Origin of the sequence: Paenibacillus cookii (assembly GCF_018333375.1) — a bacterium.
GTDB classification, from domain to species: domain Bacteria; phylum Bacillota; class Bacilli; order Paenibacillales; family Paenibacillaceae; genus Paenibacillus_AQ; species Paenibacillus_AQ cookii.
In genome coordinates, this window is sequence record NZ_BORW01000001.1 from 560,756 (window position 1) to 581,665 (window position 20,910).

At 58.0% G+C, this 20,910-nt stretch carries 16 protein-coding genes and 4 riboswitches; of the genes, 6 read left to right on the plus strand and 10 right to left on the minus strand.

Annotated features, from left to right (window positions below):
- Nucleotides 1–2: 2 nt before the first annotated feature.
- Nucleotides 3–107: riboswitch (TPP riboswitch) on the minus strand.
- Between the two features lie 136 nt (nt 108–243).
- The 5 genes from pulA to KI367_RS02745 form a co-directional block, all read right to left on the minus strand.
- The gene (gene pulA / locus KI367_RS02725) at nt 244–2,310 is read right to left on the minus strand and encodes a type I pullulanase (RefSeq protein ID WP_212947374.1); all 2,067 of its coding nucleotides are present in this window, start codon (nt 2,308–2,310) and stop codon (nt 244–246) included.
- Between the two features lie 453 nt (nt 2,311–2,763).
- The gene (gene gcvH, locus KI367_RS02730) at nt 2,764–3,156 is read right to left on the minus strand and encodes a glycine cleavage system protein GcvH (RefSeq protein ID WP_212947376.1); all 393 of its coding nucleotides are present in this window, start codon (nt 3,154–3,156) and stop codon (nt 2,764–2,766) included.
- A 62-nt stretch (nt 3,157–3,218) separates the two neighbouring features.
- Nucleotides 3,219–4,151 (minus strand): L-serine ammonia-lyase, iron-sulfur-dependent, subunit alpha, encoded by a 933-nt coding sequence (sdaAA, locus tag KI367_RS02735; protein ID WP_212947378.1) that lies wholly within the window; start codon nt 4,149–4,151, stop codon nt 3,219–3,221.
- Nucleotides 4,152–4,156: 5 nt separating this feature from the next.
- A complete protein-coding gene (gene sdaAB / locus KI367_RS02740; RefSeq protein ID WP_212947379.1) occupies nt 4,157–4,831 on the minus strand; it encodes an L-serine ammonia-lyase, iron-sulfur-dependent subunit beta in 675 nt (224 codons plus the stop codon).
- Nucleotides 4,832–5,030: 199 nt separating this feature from the next.
- Nucleotides 5,031–5,142: riboswitch (glycine riboswitch) on the minus strand.
- 173 nt (nt 5,143–5,315) lie between these two features.
- Nucleotides 5,316–6,146 (minus strand): ROK family protein, encoded by an 831-nt coding sequence (locus tag KI367_RS02745; RefSeq protein ID WP_212947381.1) that lies wholly within the window; start codon nt 6,144–6,146, stop codon nt 5,316–5,318.
- A 212-nt stretch (nt 6,147–6,358) separates the two neighbouring features.
- Nucleotides 6,359–6,459, plus strand: a riboswitch (glycine riboswitch).
- 3 nt (nt 6,460–6,462) lie between these two features.
- Nucleotides 6,463–6,592: riboswitch (glycine riboswitch) on the plus strand.
- 92 nt (nt 6,593–6,684) lie between these two features.
- On the opposite strand from KI367_RS02745, the gene gcvT reads away from it, so the two are divergent.
- The 3 genes from gcvT to gcvPB are packed head-to-tail and all read left to right on the plus strand — an operon-like array spanning nt 6,685 to nt 10,606.
- The gene (gcvT, locus tag KI367_RS02750; protein ID WP_212947383.1) at nt 6,685–7,803 is read left to right on the plus strand and encodes a glycine cleavage system aminomethyltransferase GcvT; all 1,119 of its coding nucleotides are present in this window, start codon (nt 6,685–6,687) and stop codon (nt 7,801–7,803) included.
- Nucleotides 7,800–9,152, plus strand: coding sequence for an aminomethyl-transferring glycine dehydrogenase subunit GcvPA (gene gcvPA, locus KI367_RS02755; RefSeq protein ID WP_212947385.1), 1,353 nt, complete (start codon nt 7,800–7,802; stop codon nt 9,150–9,152). Before gcvT ends, gcvPA begins: the two co-directional genes overlap by 4 nt.
- Entirely contained in the window at nt 9,149–10,606 is a 1,458-nt protein-coding gene (gene gcvPB, locus KI367_RS02760) for an aminomethyl-transferring glycine dehydrogenase subunit GcvPB (RefSeq protein ID WP_212947387.1), read from the plus strand. The genes gcvPA and gcvPB overlap by 4 nt, the downstream gene beginning before the upstream one ends.
- Before the next feature lie 197 nt (nt 10,607–10,803).
- Here gcvPB and floT read toward each other — a convergent pair whose 3' ends face one another.
- From floT to KI367_RS02780, 4 genes are all read right to left on the minus strand, one after another.
- On the minus strand, nt 10,804–12,339 hold the full coding sequence (gene floT, locus KI367_RS02765; RefSeq protein WP_197070054.1) for a flotillin lipid rafts scaffold protein FloT: 1,536 nt from the start codon (nt 12,337–12,339) through the stop codon (nt 10,804–10,806).
- Nucleotides 12,339–12,875 (minus strand): NfeD family membrane protein, encoded by a 537-nt coding sequence (locus tag KI367_RS02770; RefSeq protein ID WP_212947389.1) that lies wholly within the window; start codon nt 12,873–12,875, stop codon nt 12,339–12,341. The genes floT and KI367_RS02770 overlap by 1 nt, the downstream gene beginning before the upstream one ends.
- Nucleotides 12,876–13,166: 291 nt before the next feature.
- A complete protein-coding gene (locus KI367_RS02775; RefSeq protein WP_212947464.1) occupies nt 13,167–14,651 on the minus strand; it encodes a sensor histidine kinase in 1,485 nt (494 codons plus the stop codon).
- On the minus strand, nt 14,651–15,328 hold the full coding sequence (locus KI367_RS02780; RefSeq protein ID WP_212947391.1) for a response regulator transcription factor: 678 nt from the start codon (nt 15,326–15,328) through the stop codon (nt 14,651–14,653). The genes KI367_RS02775 and KI367_RS02780 overlap by 1 nt, the downstream gene beginning before the upstream one ends.
- A gap of 236 nt (nt 15,329–15,564) precedes the next feature.
- On the opposite strand from KI367_RS02780, the gene KI367_RS02785 reads away from it, so the two are divergent.
- From KI367_RS02785 to KI367_RS02795, 3 genes are read left to right on the plus strand one after another with little or no spacing between them, the layout of a single operon-like run.
- A complete protein-coding gene (locus tag KI367_RS02785; RefSeq protein ID WP_212947393.1) occupies nt 15,565–16,314 on the plus strand; it encodes a polyphosphate polymerase domain-containing protein in 750 nt (249 codons plus the stop codon).
- Nucleotides 16,311–16,991, plus strand: a complete 681-nt coding sequence (locus KI367_RS02790) for a DUF4956 domain-containing protein (protein WP_036714667.1) — start codon at nt 16,311–16,313, stop codon at nt 16,989–16,991. The genes KI367_RS02785 and KI367_RS02790 overlap by 4 nt, the downstream gene beginning before the upstream one ends.
- An 18-nt stretch (nt 16,992–17,009) precedes the next feature.
- Nucleotides 17,010–19,382 carry a carbohydrate-binding domain-containing protein gene (locus KI367_RS02795; protein ID WP_212947395.1) on the plus strand — a complete coding sequence of 791 codons (2,373 nt, stop codon included), beginning with the start codon at nt 17,010–17,012 and terminating at the stop codon, nt 19,380–19,382.
- A gap of 213 nt (nt 19,383–19,595) precedes the next feature.
- Here KI367_RS02795 and KI367_RS02800 read toward each other — a convergent pair whose 3' ends face one another.
- The gene (locus tag KI367_RS02800) at nt 19,596–20,759 is read right to left on the minus strand and encodes an iron-containing alcohol dehydrogenase (RefSeq protein ID WP_212947397.1); all 1,164 of its coding nucleotides are present in this window, start codon (nt 20,757–20,759) and stop codon (nt 19,596–19,598) included.
- Nucleotides 20,760–20,910 lie beyond the last annotated feature (151 nt).

Here is a 20,910-nt window from a genome sequence, read left to right on the forward strand (position 1 = left end):
AAACGTTGTTCTTACCACTTCCCTCCGCTGGCATCGCTCCAGATCAGGTTCAAAGGGTCCGGAAATCGCACTTCCGTCTCAGCCGTCAGGCACCCCTAGTGATTTGCTATGAAATTGAAATTTACTATAACATGAAATCCGGTATGTGGCAATCTCTTCCATCCTGTTTTTTCAGCCCGCGCATCCGAAGCATCCGGCGAAAAGCGCCCCCGGACCCGAAAACCGGAAAACGCGGGGCGGCAGTCAACGCGTAAGCAGAAATCGATGGGCTTGGCTGATGCCGCCCGCATCCTCGAACAACACCATCATGGACAGAGCCGGAACAACCGCCTGTTCGTCCCGGATCCAATCAAGCGCCTCGTTCCCGGCACGCTCTTCGTTTACCGCGACCTTCCAGCCGGTTTTGGAGAAAGGAATGTCCAGCTTAATCTCATGGTTGTTCGCGTTATAGACGACGATGATGTTTTTCCAAGCGTCGCCGCCCGCAAAGTCCTTCAGCATAAAAGCGACGACATGCTCCCCGCAGCGGAGCGTTTCCAAATGGGTGTCAATCTGGTCCCGGGAGGTCAAGCGAAAGGCGGGGTGGCTTCTCCGAAGATCGATCAGGCCCCGGTAATAATCAAAAACCGGCCTAAATCTCCGCTTGTTTTCCCACCTTATGGCATTGACGGCATCGCCGCTGCGGTAGCTGTTATGATCCCCGTATTTCGTGCGGAGCAGCTCGTCGCCGGCATGAATGAGCGGAATCCCTTGGGAGGTCAGCACGATGCCGTTGGCCAGGAGGGCGCGTTTTACCGTCTCGCTTTTCATGATGTTCTCGCCGTCTATGCTCCGGTACGGCTCGGAATTTTCCACGGCCTCATGCAGGCTCCCTCCGTGAACGAGTTCCCCGTTTCGGATGTCCGGAAACTTGGCCTCGTCCCGCAGCCCCTGCGTCGTCAGCACTTTATCCCATAAATTCAAATTGTCGTGAACGGTCACGTAATTAACCGATTCGAGCGGAACATCCGCGAAATCGCCAATCGATCCCCTGACCCCTTCAAGGACCGCCGCTTCCGTGCCCGTTCCGCCCGTGGCAAAACCTTTCCCTTCGCCGTCGCTATCCCCTTTGATCGCGCCGCGGAAATGGTCGTTGAATACGGCAAAGCCGAGATTCCTTTGGCTGCCTTTCAACGTTTGCCGCCCAAGCGGAGACTCCCCGCCCGTCCAGGGCTCCCCGTAGACGATGATGGCCGGGTCCGCCTCGCGGCGCAGCTCTTCGACCATCAGCCTGACGGTATCGGTATCGATCAGTCCCATCAAGTCCAAACGGAATCCGTCGATGTGATATTCGTCCGCCCAATAACGAACCGAATCGAGGATGAATTTCCGGACCATCGGGCGCTCCGTCGCCAGCTCGTTGCCGACGCCGGAACCGTTTGCCAGCCTGCCTTCGGCGTCCCTGCGGTAGAAGTACCCGGGCACGACCGCCTCGAACGGTCCGTCCTCGACGCTGTAGGTATGATTGTACACGACGTCCATCACGACGCGGATCCCTTTGCCGTGCAGCGCCATGACCATTTCCTTGAATTCGCGGATCCGGAGACCCGGCACGGTCGGATCGGTCGCGTAGGAGCCTTCCGGCACGTTAAAATGCTGCGGATCATACCCCCAATTGTACTTCGGCCCGGAAGCGCCGGGATCGTCCGCCTGCAGCTCGTTCACCGTTTGGAAATCGAATACCGGCAGCAGGTGGACATGCGTGACTCCAAGCTCCTCCAAATGGTCGATGCCGATCGCATTGCCGTCCTTATCGCGCAGTCCCGTTTCCGTAAACGCTTTAAATTTTCCTTTATGTTGAAAACCGGCGCCAGGGTCGGCCGAAAAATCGCGCACATGCAGTTCGTACAAAACGGCGTCTTCGCACCCTGCCAGGGGCGGCCTGCGGTCCGCTTCCCAGCCGGGCGGGTTCCAGGCTTCCATGTCCACGATCGCCGACCTGGCGCCGTTGGCGCTGACGGCTTTCGAATACGGATCGGCGGCATAGCGGACGGTTCCATCCGGGTGCTCGATCTTGTACATATAATACCGGCCGGCAAGATCGCCGGAAAATCGCAAAAACCATACGCCGTCCTTCCACTTTTTCATCCCGATTTCCAGTCCGCCCGCATGATCGATGACCTGGCCGTCCGCGTTATAACAACCCGCATCCTCATAAAGCGCGAGCGTCACTTTTGCGGCCCCGGGCGCCCACAGCTTAAAAACGCTTTCCGCTTTGCTATACGTGCAGCCCAAATCCCGTCCGCCGTAATACTCCGTGATTTCCCTCATGATTACACCACCGTAAGCTATGACATTCGATGCACGCAAGGATGCTGCATAATCCCCAAAAACGACTTTCAGTCCGAAATAGACAGCGACAAAGTTTGGTTCGGCCGCATCCCGTTTCCGGGAGCGGCCGGAATCGGATTTTGCATCATCCCGACGTCAAAAAGCCTAACCTATCCTATGTGCTTTTGTTGCCAAATGTACAGGTTCGTATGCATCGAAAAGAGCCCAATTTGAAGCGTGCCGCCGTCAAAATAGGCGGATCGCGGTTGCGGGCTTGCCGAAGGCGGCAACGGCGCAGCTGCGCCGCCATTAAGGCGGGGCGTCGCGGCTTAAGGCCCTTTAAGGCGGACTTCGGCCCTCCCGCTTATTCAGGCGCTTCAGCGTTGATTCAGGCGCAAAAAGGCGCCGGATCATGCCGGATCCGACGCCTTTTCCATCCATTTTTTCGGATTGCTACTCTTCGAGAAACTCTGCGTATTGCTGCGGACTGAGCAAAGCCGAGAGCTGCTCCTCCAGATCGCCTTCGACTTCGATTTCGGCCATCCACCCGCCGTCGTACGGTTCGTTGTTGACGAGCTCCGGCTCGTCGCCGAGCCGCGGATTGATTTTGGCGATTTGGCCGCTGACGGGGCTGAACAGGTCCGACACGGTTTTGACGGATTCGATCGTGCCGATGCTTTCTTCAGCCTGTACGCTTGCGCCTTCTTCGGGAAGCTCCACGAATACGATGTCGCCAAGCTGATGCTGGGCGAAATCGCTGATGCCGATGCGCACGACGTTTCCGCTTACCTTTTCGACCCATTCGTGATCCTTGCTGTACCAACGGTTTTCTTTCACATTGCTCATCGTTTTTCGACTCTCCTTCGATTCTTGTCGTCATCCTTCGAAATAGGGTTGCTAATGAGCCATTATGGGGTGTCTGACGGCGGCTGCTTGGTTTCTTTGGCTTCCTTGGCTTTGCGGCGGCGCTGCTCGACCAGCTCTCGGGTCAGCCTGCGGCCGGTAGGCGTGGCGGCAAGGCCGCCTTTGCCCGTTTCCCGGTGTTTGCTCGGCATGGCGCTGCCGACCTCCAGCATGACGCCGATAACCTCGTCGGCGGGAATGACGCTGCCGACGCCGGCAAGGGCCATATCGGCGGCTGCCAGCGCGGTGACGGCGCCGAGGCCGTTGCGGACGATGCACGGAATTTCCACCAATCCGGCGACGGGATCGCAAATGAGGCCGAGGCAGTTTTTCATGGCCAAGCCGACCGCATGGACGGCCTGACGCGGCGAGCCGCCCCTTAGTTCGACCATGGCCCCGGCCGCCATGCCGATCGCCGATCCGACCTCGGCCTGGCAGCCGCCTTCCGCGCCGGAAATCGACGCGTTGTTGGCAATGACGTACCCGATCGCCCCGGCCGTAAATAAGCCGCGCACCAGCTTGTCGTCCTCCCAGCCGAAGCGTTCCTGCGAGCTGACGAACACGCCGGGAATGATGCCGCAGGAGCCCGCCGTCGGCGTGGCGATGATTCTCCCCATCGAGGCGTTCACTTCGGAGACGGCGAGGGCGTAAGCCATCGCCATGGCGGAGGGCTCGCCGAGCGACGTATCGCCCTGCCGCATGTAATCCGCAACCTTCTTGGCGTCGCCCCCCGTCAGGCCGCTGCGGGATTTCGTGTTGCCGGTCAGCCCTTTGCGGACGGCTTCCTTCATCACCTGGTAGTATTCGGCCATCTGCCGGAATACGTCTTCGGCGGGAACGCCCGTTTCCTTGGCCTGATCCTCCAGCATCACCTCGGCGATCGTTTTGTTTTCTTTCAGGCATATGTCTGCCAGCTGTTCCAGCGTCTCGAATCTCATCGCATTTAGCTCCTTTGGGTCAAATCGATCATCGTCACTTCCAAAATATGCGGAAGGCGGGCCATCTCCTCCAGTACGGAGGGGGCGGGCGCCGAATCCAGCTCGAACACCGTCATGGCCGCTTCGCTGCGCCCCTTGCGGTCCACGTCCATGTAACCGATGTTGACGCCTTCCCGGCTGAGCAGGCCCGTCAGGTCGGCAATCACGCCGCGGCTGTCGGTATGCGTCACCGCGATCGTCGGGTATTCGCCGGTCATCTGCACGTCGAATCCGTTCAAGGCATAAACGGCAATCGTTCCTCCCCCGATGGAAGCCGCGACCATCTCCGCCTTCCGTTCCCCGGCCCAAAGCTTGAGTTTGACGGAATTCGGGTGCGGACCGTTGCCTTTCCCCTGAACCCATTCGATGCTCATCCCGGCTTTTTCGGCTTCGATGTCCGCCTCCGGGATCCGTTCATCGTCCGTGTCGAAGTTCAGCAGCCCCGCGGTCAATGCAAGGTCCGTTCCATGTCCCCAATACGTCTCCGCAAAAGAACCGTACAAAGTGGCTTCGACCTTCTCCGGCTGACATCCGAGCAGTTGGCGCGCCACCCTGCCGATGCGCACGGCGCCCGCGGTATGCGAACTGGAAGGACCCACCATGGACGGGCCGATGATGGAAAATACATGTTTGAATCTCACTAACTCCACGCTCCTGTTTTAGGTCATTCAAGTCAGGAAGTTTCACGGTGTTCAACATCGCACGAACAAGGGCAACAAAAAAGAGGACAGCAAAAAAGGTATGCAGCACCTTTTCTCTGTCCCTTGTACCTGAGAGTTTGGACGGAAACCTGCCGTTTCCGCGTTCCCCTTGGGTGGCTGACGCTCTCTCCAGAGCCGCGTCCGGCGACGGTTCCTTGTACCTGAGAGATTAGCCGCCGGTTTGTGCCCTCCCGCAGCTTGCTCCTTCGGTGCCGCCTTATGAAAAAGGCAGTCTCTCCCGTTCGCCATCATCCGCTTGTATATAAATGTCCATTCATGATTGAAACCATTTACAATCCTAATCACCTTAAGAATAAAGCAGAGCAAACGGCGCTGTCAATATAACAGGAACCTGATTTTCCCGAACAGCGAACACCCTCTTGTTTCCCGCGGTTTTCCCGTCGTTCTTCCGCCTTCCGGCCGCCTAAATCCGCATGCCGCTGCGCATGTATTCCATGGCGCCTAGGGCGACGATGCGTTTATTGTCTTTGGCCGGGGCGATCAGGCAAGCGCCGAACATGTCCGGAAGGGTATGTTTTTGCGCCGTTTCAAGCGCATGCTCCATATACCCGGGATAGGTGGCGGTGCTGCCGCCGACCACGATCACATCCGGATTAAACAGATGGATCACGTTCGTCAACGCCATTCCGAAATATTCGCCCGCACGGGCAATCAGCTGCATGGCGGCCGGTTCGTTTCGGTTGATCCGCTCCAGGAATTCATCAATGCCGCAGCCGGCCTGCTGCAAAATGCCGATGCCCCCCGCGACGCTGTCCAGCCTTTGGGGACCTTCTGCCGTCTGGATGATGCAGTATCCCAGTTCCCCGGCAAAACCGTGTGCCCCTGTAAACATCCGCCCCTTCGAATAGACGCCGAGCGCCGTGCCGGAACCGGCCATAATGACAGCGATCGTGTCTTTGTCCTTGTAGTGGACCGTTTCGGCGACCGCAGCCGATTTGACGTTAAACCGGACGGGAAACCTTCCCGCGCCGAAATAATCAGCGATAATCCCGCTTAAGGAGCGGACGTCCGACAACTGAACGCGGTGATCCCCCTCCACGAGGCCCGGCACCGCCATGCCGACCCCTTCCGGCTCGAACGGAAGGCGCTCGATAAACGCGTCGAGCTCCTGCTTCAGCCGCTCCCGCGGGCAATCCAGCCCGGTCGGCACTTTATTTTCGAACGTTTTTCCTTCATGCTCCGCGTACATGTACATTTTCGTGCAGCCGATATCCACGCCGACGATTTTTTCCACGTGTTCATCCTCCCCGGATTACAGCTCGTAATGGGTCATGCCAATATCATTGTATCGCGGCGAACGCGGAAACAGTATGTTAAAATTCAACGTTTTCCGATGCTTTTGCCGCCGGGCGTCCGCCCTGCCAAGCTTCGGCCTTTCCTCCGGATAATGTTGTTGACATTCCGCAAGGCTTTGAGTATTAATGGTAGTAGACAATTCAATAGCGGATGAAGGTAATGGGAGAGATTACTGTTTACCGGTGACGCCGAAGGAGTAAGCCCGCGTGAAAACGGGTGAATCTCTCAGGCAAAAGGACCATTATCGGACGCATCTCTGGAGAGAATTCTTGAGCGAAAAGAATCACCCAAGGGGAAATTTGTTGACCGGCACGACAGCGGCGCGCAGCCTTGCACCCGTGATGAGCCGTCAAGCAAAGTAACTCTCAGGTACCAAGGACAGAGCAAGAGGATCCGTATGCCGATGATCGGCATGCTTGTTCTTTTGCCTGTCCTTTTTGTGCTTTCGAAAAATGGAAAGAGAAGGTGATGGAAACGTGTCCGAGCTTAAACGAACCCCGCTTTACCCGCTGTATGCCGACATTCCGGGCGTGCGCTGCATCGATTTTGGCGGCTGGGAGCTTCCCGTCCAGTTCAGCGGCATCCATAAGGAGCATGAAGCCGTCCGCGAAGCCGCAGGTTTATTCGACGTGTCCCACATGGGCGAATTTTTCGTCAGCGGCCCGCAGGCCGAAAGCTTCCTTCAGCGCATGACCGTCAATGATGTAACCGTTCTCGTCCCCGGGCAGGCGCAATACAGCGCCATGTGTTATCCGGACGGAGGCGTCGTCGACGATCTGCTGGTCTACAAGCTGGCCGAGGCATCCTATATGCTTGTCGTCAACGCTTCGAATGTCCGCAAAGACTGGGAATGGCTGAGCCGGCATCTTGCGGACGGGGTCCGAATGACCGACAAATCCGATGATACGGCTCTGCTCGCGCTGCAGGGGCCCAAAGCGGAAGACATTCTCGCCCCCCTTGTCGATTGCGATTTGACGCAGCTCGGCGCGTTTCACTTTCTGCAAAACGTATCGCTGTTTGGCGCGTCCGTCCTCATCTCCCGCACCGGCTATACCGGCGAAGACGGATTCGAAATTTACCTGCCTGCCCAAGATGCGCCGGCCGTCTGGACCGGATTGCTTGAGCGCGGCGTTGCCTTCGGCCTGATTCCGGCCGGCCTCGGCGCCCGCGACACGCTCCGCTTCGAAGCCAAGCTGCCGCTTTACGGGCAGGAGCTGTCCCAGGACATCTCGCCGCTGGAAGGCGGCATCGGCTTTTTCGTGAAGCTGGGCAAAGGCGATTTCATCGGCAAAGACGCTCTGCAGCGGCAGAAGGAAAGCGGCGTGCCGCGCAAATTGGTCGGCGTGGAAATGATCGACCGCGGCATCCCCCGCTCGCATTACGCGGTTTATGCCGGCGGCGAGCGCATCGGAGAAATTACGACCGGCACCCAATCCCCCACGCTGAAACGGAATTTGGGGCTGGCGCTCCTCGATAGCCGTTTTGCCGCCGTCGGCACGCAGGTCGAGGTCGATGTGCGGGGCAAACGCCTGCAAGCCGAAGTTGTTCCCGTTCCATTCTATAAACGAGCCCGAAAAGGAGCTGACTCCAAGTGAAGCACCGTTATCTGCCGATGACCGAGCAGGATCAGCAGGAAATGCTGAAAACCGTCGGAGCGAATTCGATTGAAGATCTTTTTAAGGACATTCCCGAAGAAATCCGTTTCAAAGGCGAGCTTCCGGTCTCCAAGCGGCTGGACGAGTACGCCCTCACGACCTATCTGTCCGCGCTTGCCGCCAAAAACGCGAACACCGACCAATACCCCAGCTTCCTTGGCGCCGGACTTTATGATCATCATATTCCTTCCGTCATCAACCATGTCGTATCCAGATCCGAATTTTATACGGCTTACACGCCGTACCAGCCTGAAATCAGCCAAGGCGAGCTGCAGGCGATCTTCGAGTTCCAGTCCTATATTTGCGAGCTGACGGGCATGGCGGTCGCCAACGCCAGCATGTACGACGGCGCGACGGCCCTCGCGGAAGCCGGTTCCCTGGCGAGCGCCGCCACCAAGCGGACCAAACTTGTCGTCTCCGCGGCGGTTCACCCGGAATCGAGGCAAGTGCTTCATACGTATGCCCGGGGATTGGGTCTGGACATCGTCGAGGTCGGCACGCACAACGGCGTGACGGACATGGCCGAGCTGGCCCAAGCCGTTTCGGACGATACCGCGGCCGTACTCGTGCAAAACCCGAACTTTTTCGGATCGGTCGAAGATCTCGCGGCCATCGGCGGCTTGATCCATAACCACAAAGGGCTTATGGTGGTCAGCGCCAACCCGCTGTCGCTCGGGCTGCTGGAAGCGCCGGGCAGACTCGGCGCCGACATCGTCGTCGGAGACGCCCAGCCGCTTGGCATCGCGGCTTCGTTCGGAGGTCCGACCTGCGGATTTTTCGCCGTGTCCCAAGAGCATATGCGCCGAATCCCGGGCCGCATCGTCGGCCAGACGGTCGACCGGAACGGGAAACGCGGCTTCGTCCTGACGCTTCAGGCCCGCGAACAGCATATCCGCCGGGAAAAGGCGACCTCCAACATCTGCTCGAACCAGGCGCTGCTTGCGCTTTGCGCATCCGTATACTTGTCCGTCATGGGCAAGCAGGGATTGATCGAGGTCGGCCGGCTGAACCTGCAAAAAAGCCATTATGCCGCAGGACAACTTGCGAAATTGCCCGGCGTGACGCTGCCGCACGCCTCTCCTTTTTTCAACGAATTCGTGATCAAGCTGCCTGCCGGCACATCCGTCGCGGACGTCAACGCGAAACTGCTGAAGCAAGGCTTCCTGGGCGGGTACGATCTCGGCCGCGCTTATCCGGAGCTTGAAGGACATATGCTGGTTGCCGTCACCGAACGCCGTACGAAAGAACAGATCGACCAATTCGTTTCATTGCTGGAGGGCTGTTTATGATACAGGAAAAAGCGTTGATATTTGAGCTGAGCCACCCCGGCCGCATCGCCTACTCCCTTCCGGAGCTCGACGTGCCCGAACTGGAGGCCGAATCCCTCATACCGGCCGCCATGCTGCGCAGCGAAACCGCGGCGTTGCCGGAGGTGTACGAGGTCGACGTCATCCGCCACTACACGGAGCTGTCCCGCCGCAATTTCGGCGTGGATAACGGGTTTTATCCGCTCGGCTCCTGCACGATGAAATACAATCCGAAGGTTAACGAAGACGTGGCGCGTTACCCGGGCTTCGCCAAAATCCATCCTTACCAGCCCGAAGAAAGCATCCAAGGCGCGCTCGAGCTGATGTATCAGCTGCAGCAGGACTTGGCGGGGCTTACCGGCATGGATGCCGTCACGCTGCAGCCTGCCGCAGGCGCGCACGGCGAATGGACCGGGCTCATGATGATCCGCGCGTATCATGAAAGCCGCGGCGAATTCCGCGACAAGGTGATCGTGCCGGATTCGTCCCACGGCACCAACCCGGCCAGCGCATCCGTGGCCGGACTCAAAACGATTACGATTCCGTCCACGGACAAGGGACTCGTCGACCTGGAGGCGCTGCGCGCGGCGGTCGGCAGCGACACGGCGGCGCTGATGCTGACCAACCCGAACACGCTCGGCCTGTTCGAGGAGCAGATCCAGGAAATTGCGGCGATCGTTCACGAAGCCGGCGGGCTTCTGTATTACGACGGCGCCAATTCCAACGCGATCATGGGCATTACGCGCCCCGGCGACATGGGCTTTGACGTGGTGCACCTGAATTTGCATAAAACGATGAGCACGCCGCATGGCGGCGGCGGTCCCGGCGCCGGTCCGGTCGGCGTCAAAAACCTGCTCGTGCCGTTCCTGCCCCTGCCGCTCGTCTCGAAAAAGGAAGACGGGATGTATACGCTGGAAGGCGGCAGCGAATCGTCGATCGGCCGCGTGAAAGCTTATTACGGCAACTTCGGCATTCTCGTACGCGCCTATGCGTACATGCGCAGCTACGGTCCCGAAGGTCTGCGCCGCGTATCCGAATGCGCTGTGCTGAACGCCAATTACATGATGAAACGCCTCGAACCCTATTACGACATTCCGTATCCGGGCGTCTGCAAGCATGAATTCGTCATGTCCGGCACGCCGCTCAAGCAATACGGCGTCCGCACCCTGGACGTGGCGAAGCGGCTGCTCGATTTCGGGTATCATCCGCCGACCATCTACTTCCCGCTGAACGTGGACGAATGCATGATGATCGAACCGACGGAAACCGAAAGCAAAGACACGCTCGACGCCTTTATCGACACGATGATCCAAATCGCCAAGGAAGCCGAAGAGCAGCCGGAACTGCTGCTTAACGCCCCTTACGGCACGCCGGTCACCCGTTTGGACGAAACGACGGCCGCGCGCAAGCCCGTGCTGAACTGCGCCTGCAGTTAAACACGCCTTAGAAGCGGGGAAAACAAATCAAAAAGGCGGCCCAAGCCTATTCGCTTGGACCGCCTTTTTCATGGATATATGACTGGCATTGCGCCAGCTCCGAAACATGCCTTCGGCAAATGGGTCATTGAAGGCCCGCCGCTCCTCTTAACCCTCGTTTGCTCAGTCAACCGGCAAGAGGCAACAGCAGCGGGAATTTACTCCTCCTTGGCCGCGCCCGCCTCCAGGTTCACCAGCTCGCGTTCCTGCTGCGCATGCTGGGCCGCCACCGGAGCGGGTTTCGATTTGCCCGTCAGGTTTTTGATCAGTCCCTCCACGTCGATGCCGGACACGTTTTTCAGCATTTCCGGCGCGGTGGACATCAGCTCCGTCACGTAGTTGCTTACGCGGGCCGCGCCTTCGCCTTTGCCCGTATCCACCACGGTAAGCTTGTCGATCGAAGAGATCGGCTGCGCAATTTTGCCGGCCAGCTCAGGCAGCATTTTGACGATGATGTCGAGCACCGCCGCTTCGCCGAACTTCTGGAACGCTTCCGCCAGCTTTTCCTTCGCTTCGGCTTCGGCCAAACCGCGCAGGCGGATGACTTCCGCTTCGGCGGTACCTTTGGCCCGCTCCGCATCGGCGATCGCCTGGCCTTCCAGCCGTTTTTGCTCCGCGGAAGCTTTGGCCTGCGTTTCAATGGAATACTGCAAAGCGTCCGCTTCGCGCATTTTGCGAGCTTTGTCCGCTTCGGCCGCCTGCTCGACGGCGTAACGGTCGGCATCCGCCTTTTTCTTCACTTCGGCGTCGTATTGCTTTTGCCGAACCATGATTTCTTTTTCCTGCAGGTCGATTTCGCGTTCCTTGCGGACCAGCTCGACCTTCATCTGTTCTTCGACCATCGTCTGCTTGGCGCGAGCTTCCTGAATGTGGTACGCCTGATCGGCTTCCGCCTTGGCGGTGTCCTGCTCCTTCTTAAAGGAGGCAACCTTCAGCTCTTTTTCCTTGGTCGCTTCGGCGATGTTGGTGTCGCGCAGCAGCTCGGCCTTCTGGCCCTGCTCTTCCGCGTTCGCCTTCTGAATCCGCGCATCCCGCATCGCTTCGGCTTCCGCGATTTCGGCGTCCCGCTTTACCGCCGCAATCCGCGGCTTGCCCAGCGCGTCGAGGTAACCCTGCTTGTCGCGGACGTCCTTGATCGTGAAGGAAACGATCTGCAGCCCCATCTTCTTCAAATCGCGGGCCGCCACGCCTTGGACCTCCTGCGCGAATTTGTCGCGGTTCCGGTATACTTCCTCCACGGTCATGGAGCCCAAAATCGCCCGCAGATGACCTTCCAGCACCTCTTGGGCTTCGCCCTTCAGCGCGTCGATCGGCTTGCCGATAAATTGCTCGGCCGCGGTCGCGACGTCTTCGATCGAACTGCCGACCTTGATGATCGCGACGCCGTCGGCGATGACCGGCACCCCTTGCTCGGTGTAAACCTCGGGCGTTGATACGTCCAGCTTGTGGGAAAGCAGCGAAATAAATTCCGACTGCTGGAATACGGGCAAAATAAACGCGCCGCCCCCGCGGACGATTTTGATCTTGCGTCCCGATTCGTCTTCAGCGATGTTTTTGCTTCCCAAAAAGGAACCCGTCACGATCATGGCTTCGTCCGGCCCAACCGTCTTGTAGCGGGCCCAGAAAGCCAGCCCCAGCACGATAATAACCCCGACGACAATGATGGGAATGAGCAGGTAATCCGGCAAATCCATTAAACAACATCTCCTTTTCTCTCGTCTAATTTGGCGACGCGCAGTACCCCGTCAAGCACGTCAACGACGACCACCCTGGTGCCTGCGGCCAACAGGCAGCGATCGAAACTCGAAGCGATGTGGAGCGTGTTCCCGGCGCCAAGCTTGATCATGACCTCGCCGAAGCCCGATTCGGGGATCGGTATGGTGACCTCGCCGATGCGGCCCGACAACTCGCGGATGGAATAAGCGGTGGAGTTTTCGCTGTTGTCCATCGGCCTGACGTAAAACCAATAGACCAGCGCCGAAATGATCACCGCTGCGGCAATCGACAACAACACGACCGCCAAACCTCCCCATCCCGTGTAGCGCTCAAGCAAAACGCCCGCACCTCCAAACACGGTCACAGCGCTTGCGATGACCATCGGTTTCAGGAAATCGACCGACAAAAAGTCGAGCAGCCCGTCAAGGGCATGGCTGACCAGATCCCCCAAAACGACGCTGACCACCGCAAACAGGATTCCGCCAGCCAGACAGCTCCAGAAAAGCGTTTCCATGGTCGCATCCTCCCATGCCGGGATTTTGCAAAATTTCGTCAATCCGTCCGCTTCCGGATCGCAATACGTGGAAGAATACCCCTTCAATCCATATATTGCCGCTTGGAAAATTCGCTTTCACATTGGATTTTTGCAAAATCCCCCAGATATGTTCAAACTGCCTATATAAGGATATACGTAATAAGGCTCGAATTGTTTCAAATATTTCCTCTCTGATAAAATCTTGGCGAAACGGTTGTCGGCGGGAACCCCTTTGGAATCCCTTTTGTTTCGATGGTCTACGTTACCCTCCTACCCCAGCTGCACATAAAAACTCGTCTGTCCGTTAGGGACGCTTTTGACGAATATTTTCCCTTTATGGCCCTCCACGATCGATTTGGCGATCGCCAGGCCAAGGCCGTACCCGCCGTGCTTCCGCGAGCGGGAGGCATCGGCGCGGTAAAAGCGGTCGAAAATATGGTTTATATGTTCCGGGGCGATGCCTTCGCCCGTGTTGGTCACCTTCAGCAGCGGGCGGTGATGCTGCTTTTTCAGTTCCAGATGGATGGCTCCCCTCGGATTGGCGTATTTGACGGCGTTGTCGAGCAAAATCATCACGACCTGCTTCACCTGCTCGCTGCTCCCCGTCATGCTCAAACGGGGTTCGATTTCATACGTGAACGCGAGCTCTTTTTCGTATATGACCGCTTCCATGGTCAAAATGACGCTTTCGACCGCTTCGCTAAGATCAAACGGAACGAAGATCAGTTGTCCGCGGGCGTCGTCCATTCGGGCGAGGTACAGCAGATCGTTGGCGAGCGCCTTCATGCGCTCGGTTTCCGATTTGATATGGTGCAGCCATTTGGATTGGGACTGGATGGAGTCTTCGCTGTTCGCCAGCAGCACCTCGGCGTTGGTGTTGATGACGGCCAGCGGCGTTTTAAGCTCATGGGAGGCGTCGGCAATAAACTGCCGCTGCTTCTCAAACGCTTTGCGGACGGGTTCGATCGAACGATTGGCAAAATAGCGGCTCGTCAAATAGATCACGGCCAGCATCACCAAGGCCACCGCCAAAAAGGTATAGATCAGATTGGTGGTGATTTTGAGCTGCGCCGTCACGTCCAAATACACGACGGAATATCCGCTTGGCGTCGGCTGTACGCTATACGCCCAGCGCGTCCCGTCCAAATTGAAGCGGCCGCTCCTAACCGGGCTGCGGACCGCTTGGTTTTTGGCGGCCTCGTAGAAGTCCTGATTCATTTCGAAGCGGGAATTGGTCTTGACCAGATTCCATTCCCGGTCCGTTTTCAGCTCGAAAGAAACCGAAAGCTCGGGAGGGGGGATTTGGCCGCCCTCCATGGGGCGGGGGGAACCGCCTTCCTCCTGAAGAGACTGCGAAGTACCGTAGCCTTGAGCTTCGGCGCCGCCGCTGCGGCCCCCCTCCGATAGACGCCTCACGCCCCCTTGTGACTTTGAACTTCCGTCGTCCGTCCCCTGTCCGGCTGTTCCGGCCGCCTGGAATGAAGAGCCGGGTTCTAAGCCGCTTTCACTTTCAGCGCCCCCCGCATCGCCGTTCCCTCCCTGCGCCGACGGAACTGCCGACATTTTTCCCGGATCTTTTTTGCCCGGCCCTCCCCCTTTATGATAAAACTCCGAGACGCGCTGCAGCTCCATGCCGATATCGCGGCGGACGTTTTGGTACGTGATCATGTAAATTGCCGTAAAAGCGACCAGCATGATGAATGTAATGATAGCCATGTTCATCAGCAGAAACCGGTTGCGCAGCTTTTTGAACATCACGAAACCGCCTCCAGTACGTAACCGACGCCCCGGATCGTGGTGATCCGCACCGACGCGCCCAGAAAAGCCAGCTTTTTCCGCAAAAACGAAATGTACACTTCGACGTTGTTATGTTCGGCATCGGAATCAAAGCCCCATAATTTCTCGATGATTTGCTCTTTGGAGGTGACCGCCTGTTTTCTCAGCATCAGCAGCTCCAGCAGCTCGCTTTCCTTCAAAATCAGCTTCAGTTCCTTGCCCCTGCAGCTCAGCTTCAGCATGGACGTATTCAGCTCGATGTCCCCGAATTTCAGGCCGTCCTCAGGCACGACCTCTCCTTTTCGCCGCAAAACCGCGCGGATTCGGGCCAAAAGCTCGCCCGTGGAAAACGGCTTGGCGACGTAATCGTCGGCTCCGCAGTCGAGCCCCGCGATCGTGTCGGAAATCTCCCCTTTGGCCGTGAGCATGATGACCGGCGTGGCGATGCCTTCGGCCCGGATCGTCCGCAGCAGCGCGATTCCGTCCATCTCCGGCAGCATGATATCCAGCAGCAGCAAATCGTAAATCCCGCTGAGGGCGTTATCCAATCCCGCCTGGCCGTCGTGAACGGCGTCCACGGAATAATGGTTTTTTTTCAAAATTTGCGTCAGCGCCTCCGCCAAATGCACTTCGTCTTCAACGATTAATATGCGCATAGTCGTAATCTCCTTCATTCTCTCTGATGAATCGTCGATCCCTACGATAAGGAACGAACCTTTAATCAACCTTAATCAGCGCCGCATGCTCCGGCCCATGGCGAACGTTATATTTTCGCTGTGTAAACGGAATGTTATCGCCGTGTTTAAGTTTCGTTAAAGGTTGTGCCGTTAAGCTACAGACATGGAAGGGCGATGCCCCGCGAGGCGTTACTGACGAAAGGAGCGAAATGACGATGGCGATTGAAGTTTTTAACCGGTACGAAAACAAGTACCTGATGGACACCAAAGCTTTTTACGACATTTACAACGACCTGACGGCTTATATGGAACCGGATGAAAACAACAAGGACAACAAGTTTTACACCATCAGCAACCTATACTACGACACCGAACATCACACGCTCATCCGTACCAGTCTGGCCAAGCCCAAATACAGGGAAAAGCTGCGTATCCGGTCGTACGGCGTGCCGGGCAGCGATGCCAAGGTTTATTTGGAGCTGAAGAAAAAAGTGTTCGGCCTGGTGAACAAAAGAAGGACCGCCCTCAAGCTAAGCGAAGCCTACGAGTTCGTCCGGACGGGCACCCCTCCCGCCTTCCGGAAAGGCATGAACAAGCAGGTCATCAGCGAAATCGAATATTTTTTGAGCAGGTACGAGCTGCAACCGATGGTTTATCTGGCGTACGACCGCATCGCCTTGTTCTGCAAGGGCAACCGGGATCTGCGGATCACCTTCGATACCCACATCCGCTCGCGCCGCCATGACCTTCGATTGGAAGCCGGCGATTACGGCGAGCCGCTGCTGGAACGGGGCCAATGGCTGATGGAAGTCAAAGCCGAAAAAACGGTACCGGTGTGGCTGTCCAAAATGCTGTCCGAGCACCGATTGTACCGCACCAGCTTTTCCAAGTACGGGAATGAGTACAAAAAAACGATTCGAAACGCAAATGCACCAGTCATAGAAAGGGAGAGAGTTGTTTTATGATCGATTCCATTTTGAACGCGTCCACAGCGGACACCGCTTTATCGTTACCCCGCGCGCTTTTGACCTTGGCCGTCGCCATTGTCCTGGGCGCCATCATCAGCTTTACGTACATGAAAACCCAGCCTGCTTTTTCGCAGAGCTTCACGCTGACGATGGTCATCCTGCCGGCGATCGTGGCGATCATCATCATGCTGATCGGCAGCAACATCGCCCGGGCGTTCAGCCTGGCGGGGGCCTTCTCCATCATTCGGTTCCGAAGCGCGCCGGGCGATGCCAAGGACATATCCTACGTGTTGTTTTCGATGGCGGCCGGGCTGTCCGCCGGGGTCGGGGCATTCGGTTACGCCGTCTTGTTTACCGTCATTTTGTGCGTGGTGATGTATGCGCTCGGCAAAGCCAAGTTCGGCACGAGGAAAGACCAATTGAAAACGCTCAAAATCACCATTCCGGAAAATCTCGGTTACGAAGAAGCGTTTGAAGAGGTATTCCGCAGGCACCACGTCGAGTATGAGCTGAGAAAAGTCAAAACGGCCGAGCTCGGAAGTTTGTATGAGGTGGTGTATTCGATAAAAATGGGGCCGCAGACGAACCAGAAGGAATTTTTGGACGCCATCCGGACCCGAAACGGCAACTTGGACATTACGCTGACGATGAACCCTGCGATGCAGGAATATTAAACGAAAAGAGGTCGCACCATGAAACCATCCTATAAAACGAAATTTGCGGCAATTCTGATCCTGTCCGCCATGCTGGCCTCCGGCTGCACGACCAGCGCCGCGGGCACGAAGGCGGCGACGGACGGCACATCAACGGACACGGCAGCGGCGGAAGCAGCCCTGGATGCAAGCAAGGCCAATGCCCAGCTGGCGGGCCTGAAAATAAAAGACCTTGCCCAATATGACGGCGACGATACGACCGTGGACTGGGAGGAGAGCAAGGCCACGAAGGTGACGCTGAACGGCGCCAGCGCGGCCGTTGACGGAGCGGGCGCAAAGGCGAGCGGCGGCAAGATCACGATCTCCTCGGCCGGAACTTACGTGGTTAGCGGCAAGTTGACCGGAGGAAGCATCGCGGTTGACGCTGGCGAAGACGATGTCGTGCGTCTGGTGCTGAACGGAGCGCGTATCGCGAGCCCGGACGGCCCGGCGATCCAGGTCAAAAAAGCCGGGAAAACGGTGGTGACGCTGGCCAAAGGAACGGAAAACACCTTGTCCGACGGAACCAAGTATGCGGATACATCGGAAGATGCCCCGACGGCGGCGCTGTTCAGCCAGGACGATCTGACGATCAACGGCACGGGGCAGCTGACCGTGCAGGGAAATTATAAAGACGGCATCACGAGCAAGGATGATCTCAAAATCGTCGGCGGCACGCTGAGCGTCAACGCAGCCGACGACGGAATCATCGGCCGCGACCTGGCTGCGGTCAAGGGCGGAAGCATTTACGTCAATGCCGGCGGCGACGGCTTCAAGACGACCTATGACGGCGACAAGGACAAGGGTTACCTGCTCATCGAGGACGGAACCTTCCGCATCGAAGCCGGCAGCGACGGATTTCAGGCGGCCGCTTCGCTCCTGATCGACGGCGGCACCTACGACGTGGTAACCGGAGGAGGCAGCGCGAACGCCGAGCCGCACGAGGAAGAAATGCCGATGGGACGCCCGGACTTCGGTGGACGGACGGAGCCCGGGGCGCAAGGCGAAAAGGCTGAGGCTCAAGGCAAGGACAGCGGAGATGCGGCAGCAGGCGCTGCGAACAGCGAAAAACCTTCTGCCTCAAGCAGCGGTTCCGCGTCCCAAGCGAATGAACATGCCGCCAACAAGGACGGCAGCGCCTCAGCCGGAACGGAAGCAGCCCAGACGGCGGATGAGGAGAGCGAGTCCGCCAGCATGAAAGGGCTCAAGGCCGAGGCTGGCATTGCGGTGTCGGGCGGAACGTTCAACATCGATTCGGCCGACGATACGGTGCACAGCAACGGCAGCATCTTGATTTCGGGCGGCGATTTTGATCTTGCCGCCGGCGATGACGGAATCCATGCCGACGTATCGATCGTCGTTTCCGGCGGAAAAGTGAACATCAAGGAAAGCTACGAAGGCATCGAAGCCGCGGACATCACCCTCTCCGGCGGCGAAGTGCGCGTCGTGGCCAGCGATGACGGCGTCAACGCTTCCGACGGAAGCGGCAGCTCGGAAGGACCGGGCGGCATGTTTGGCGGCCAGCGGCCGGAAGTCATGCCGGGCCAGCCGCCGGCCGGAGATTCGGCGCAGAGCGGCGATCAGGCTCCGGCCGGCATTTCCTCGCAGAGCGGAAGCCCAAACGCGGATGGAGCCGCAGGCACGCCGCCGCAGCCGCCGGCAGGCCAAGGCATGCCCGGCGGACCTGGCGGCAGCGCCGGCACCGCAAAACTGACGATCAGCGGCGCTTACCTGACCGTGGACGCGGGCGGCGACGGCCTGGACGCCAACGGCTCCATCGCGATGACCGGCGGCACGGTGCTGGTGAACGGCCCGGCATCTAACGGCAACGGCGCCCTCGACTATGACGGCACGTTCGAGCAATCCGGCGGCCTGCTGGTTGCCGCGGGAAGCGCCGGGATGGCCCAGGCTCCGTCGGAATCCTCGTCGCAGCGTTCGGTGCTCATGACGTTCCCGGGCACGGTGAAGGCCGGCACGCTGGTGACTTTGGCCGACGGCAAAGGAACGCCGGTGCTGAGCTTTGCTCCGGCGAAAGACATTCAGTCCATCGTGATTTCCACGCCGGACCTGAAGTCCGGCAACACGTACGCCTTCTATACGGGCGGCCAATCCAGCGGTACGGCGAAGGACGGCCTTTACGCCCAGGGCAAGCTGACCGGCGGAACGAAAATCGTCAGCTTCAAACTTGGCGAAGCGGTCACGTACGTCAACGAATCGGGCGTGACCGCCGGAGGCGGCGGTTTCGGCGGCGGCCGCGGGCAAGGCCGCCCGGGCGGATTCCGGGGCCAAGGAAATTCGGCTGGTAACGGAGCGACGGCGCCAAGCGACTCCGGCAGCACCCCAGACGGGAAGCCGGATTCTTCCGCGATTTGACGGTTACACCCCGACAGCATTTCTACAAGCCCCTTGCCGGTGTCCATCAGCCGTCAAGGGGCTTGTAATGGCCTGTATGTCCGCATCAGGTGCCGAAGAAAAATAGGATCGACGTAAAAAATGACCCGCAAGAAATCGCATGGCATGCGTTCTTATTGCGGGTCATTCGCGTTACTTGAAATGGATTTAAAAATGAAGTCGTCCCTTTAGCGACTACAGCGACAGCTTGTAAATTTCGACGACATCTTCTTTATGGAGCGTTCTGAACTTGCCGAATGGCCCGAAACGAACCGTTTTTTCGGCCATGACCTCGATTTGGCTGTCGTCGATGCCGTAGTCCGCGAGCCGGCTCGGCGCACCGATGGAGCTCCAGAAATCGCGCAGCGCCTGAATGCCTTCCAGCCCGACCTCTTCATCGCTTTTGCCCGCCGGATCGATATGGAAGACGTTAACGGCAAGCTGTTTGAACCGGCTTGGATTGGCATGAAGATTGTATTTCATCCAGTTCGGGAACAAAATCGCCAGCCCGCCGCCGTGCGGGATGTCGTAAACGGCCGAGACGGCGTGTTCGATGTTGTGGGTCGCCCAGTCGCCGGCATACCCCATGTTCAAAATGCCGTTCAGCGCCATCGTGCCGCAGTACATGATCGTAGCGCGGTCCTCGTAATTTTGCAGGTCGTTGATCAGGCGCGGAGCCGTGTCGATGACCGTGCGCAAAATCGTTTCGCAGAAGCCGTCCTGTACCGGCGTGTTCGTTTCCGTATGGAAATAATGCTCCAGCACGTGCGACATCATATCGACCATGCCGTAGACCGTTTGGTCTTTTGGCAGCGTAAAGGTGTTCACCGGATCCAGAATCGAAAACGCCGGATACGCGTGCGGGCTGCCCCAGCCCATTTTCTCCTGGGTTTTCTCGTTCGTAATGACGGAGCCGCCGTTCATTTCCGAACCGGTAGCCGCAATCGTCAAAACGGTGCCGAGCGGAAGCGCATCCTGCGGAACCGCCTTGCGCTCGACGAAATCCCACATGTCCCCGTCGTATTTGGCGCCGACCGCAATCGCCTTCGCGCAGTCGATGACGCTGCCGCCGCCGACGGCCAAAATCAGGTCGATGCCATGCTCGCGGCACAAATCCACGCCTTTATGAACCGTCGCCAAACGCGGGTTCGGCTCCACGCCGCTCAGCTCGGTCACCTCGGCGCCGATTTCCTTCAGCAGCGCATGCACGTCGTCGTACAAGCCGCTGCGTTTGATGCTGCCTCCACCGTATACGAGCAGGACGTTTTTGCCGTATTTCGGAACTTCTCTTTTTAATGTATCAAGCTTTCCTTTGCCGAAGATCAGCTTGGTCGGATTATGGAATTCAAATGCATTCACAGCAAATTCGCCTCCCGGGTCAAAATGATTGTGCTTGTTTATTATACCTCTCTCTTCCGAAAAAAAACAAACCGCCCAGCCCCGAATACGAGGATTTAGGCGGTTTGACCCGTTTTTTTGATGAATCGCTTTAGAAATTTCGGCATAGATT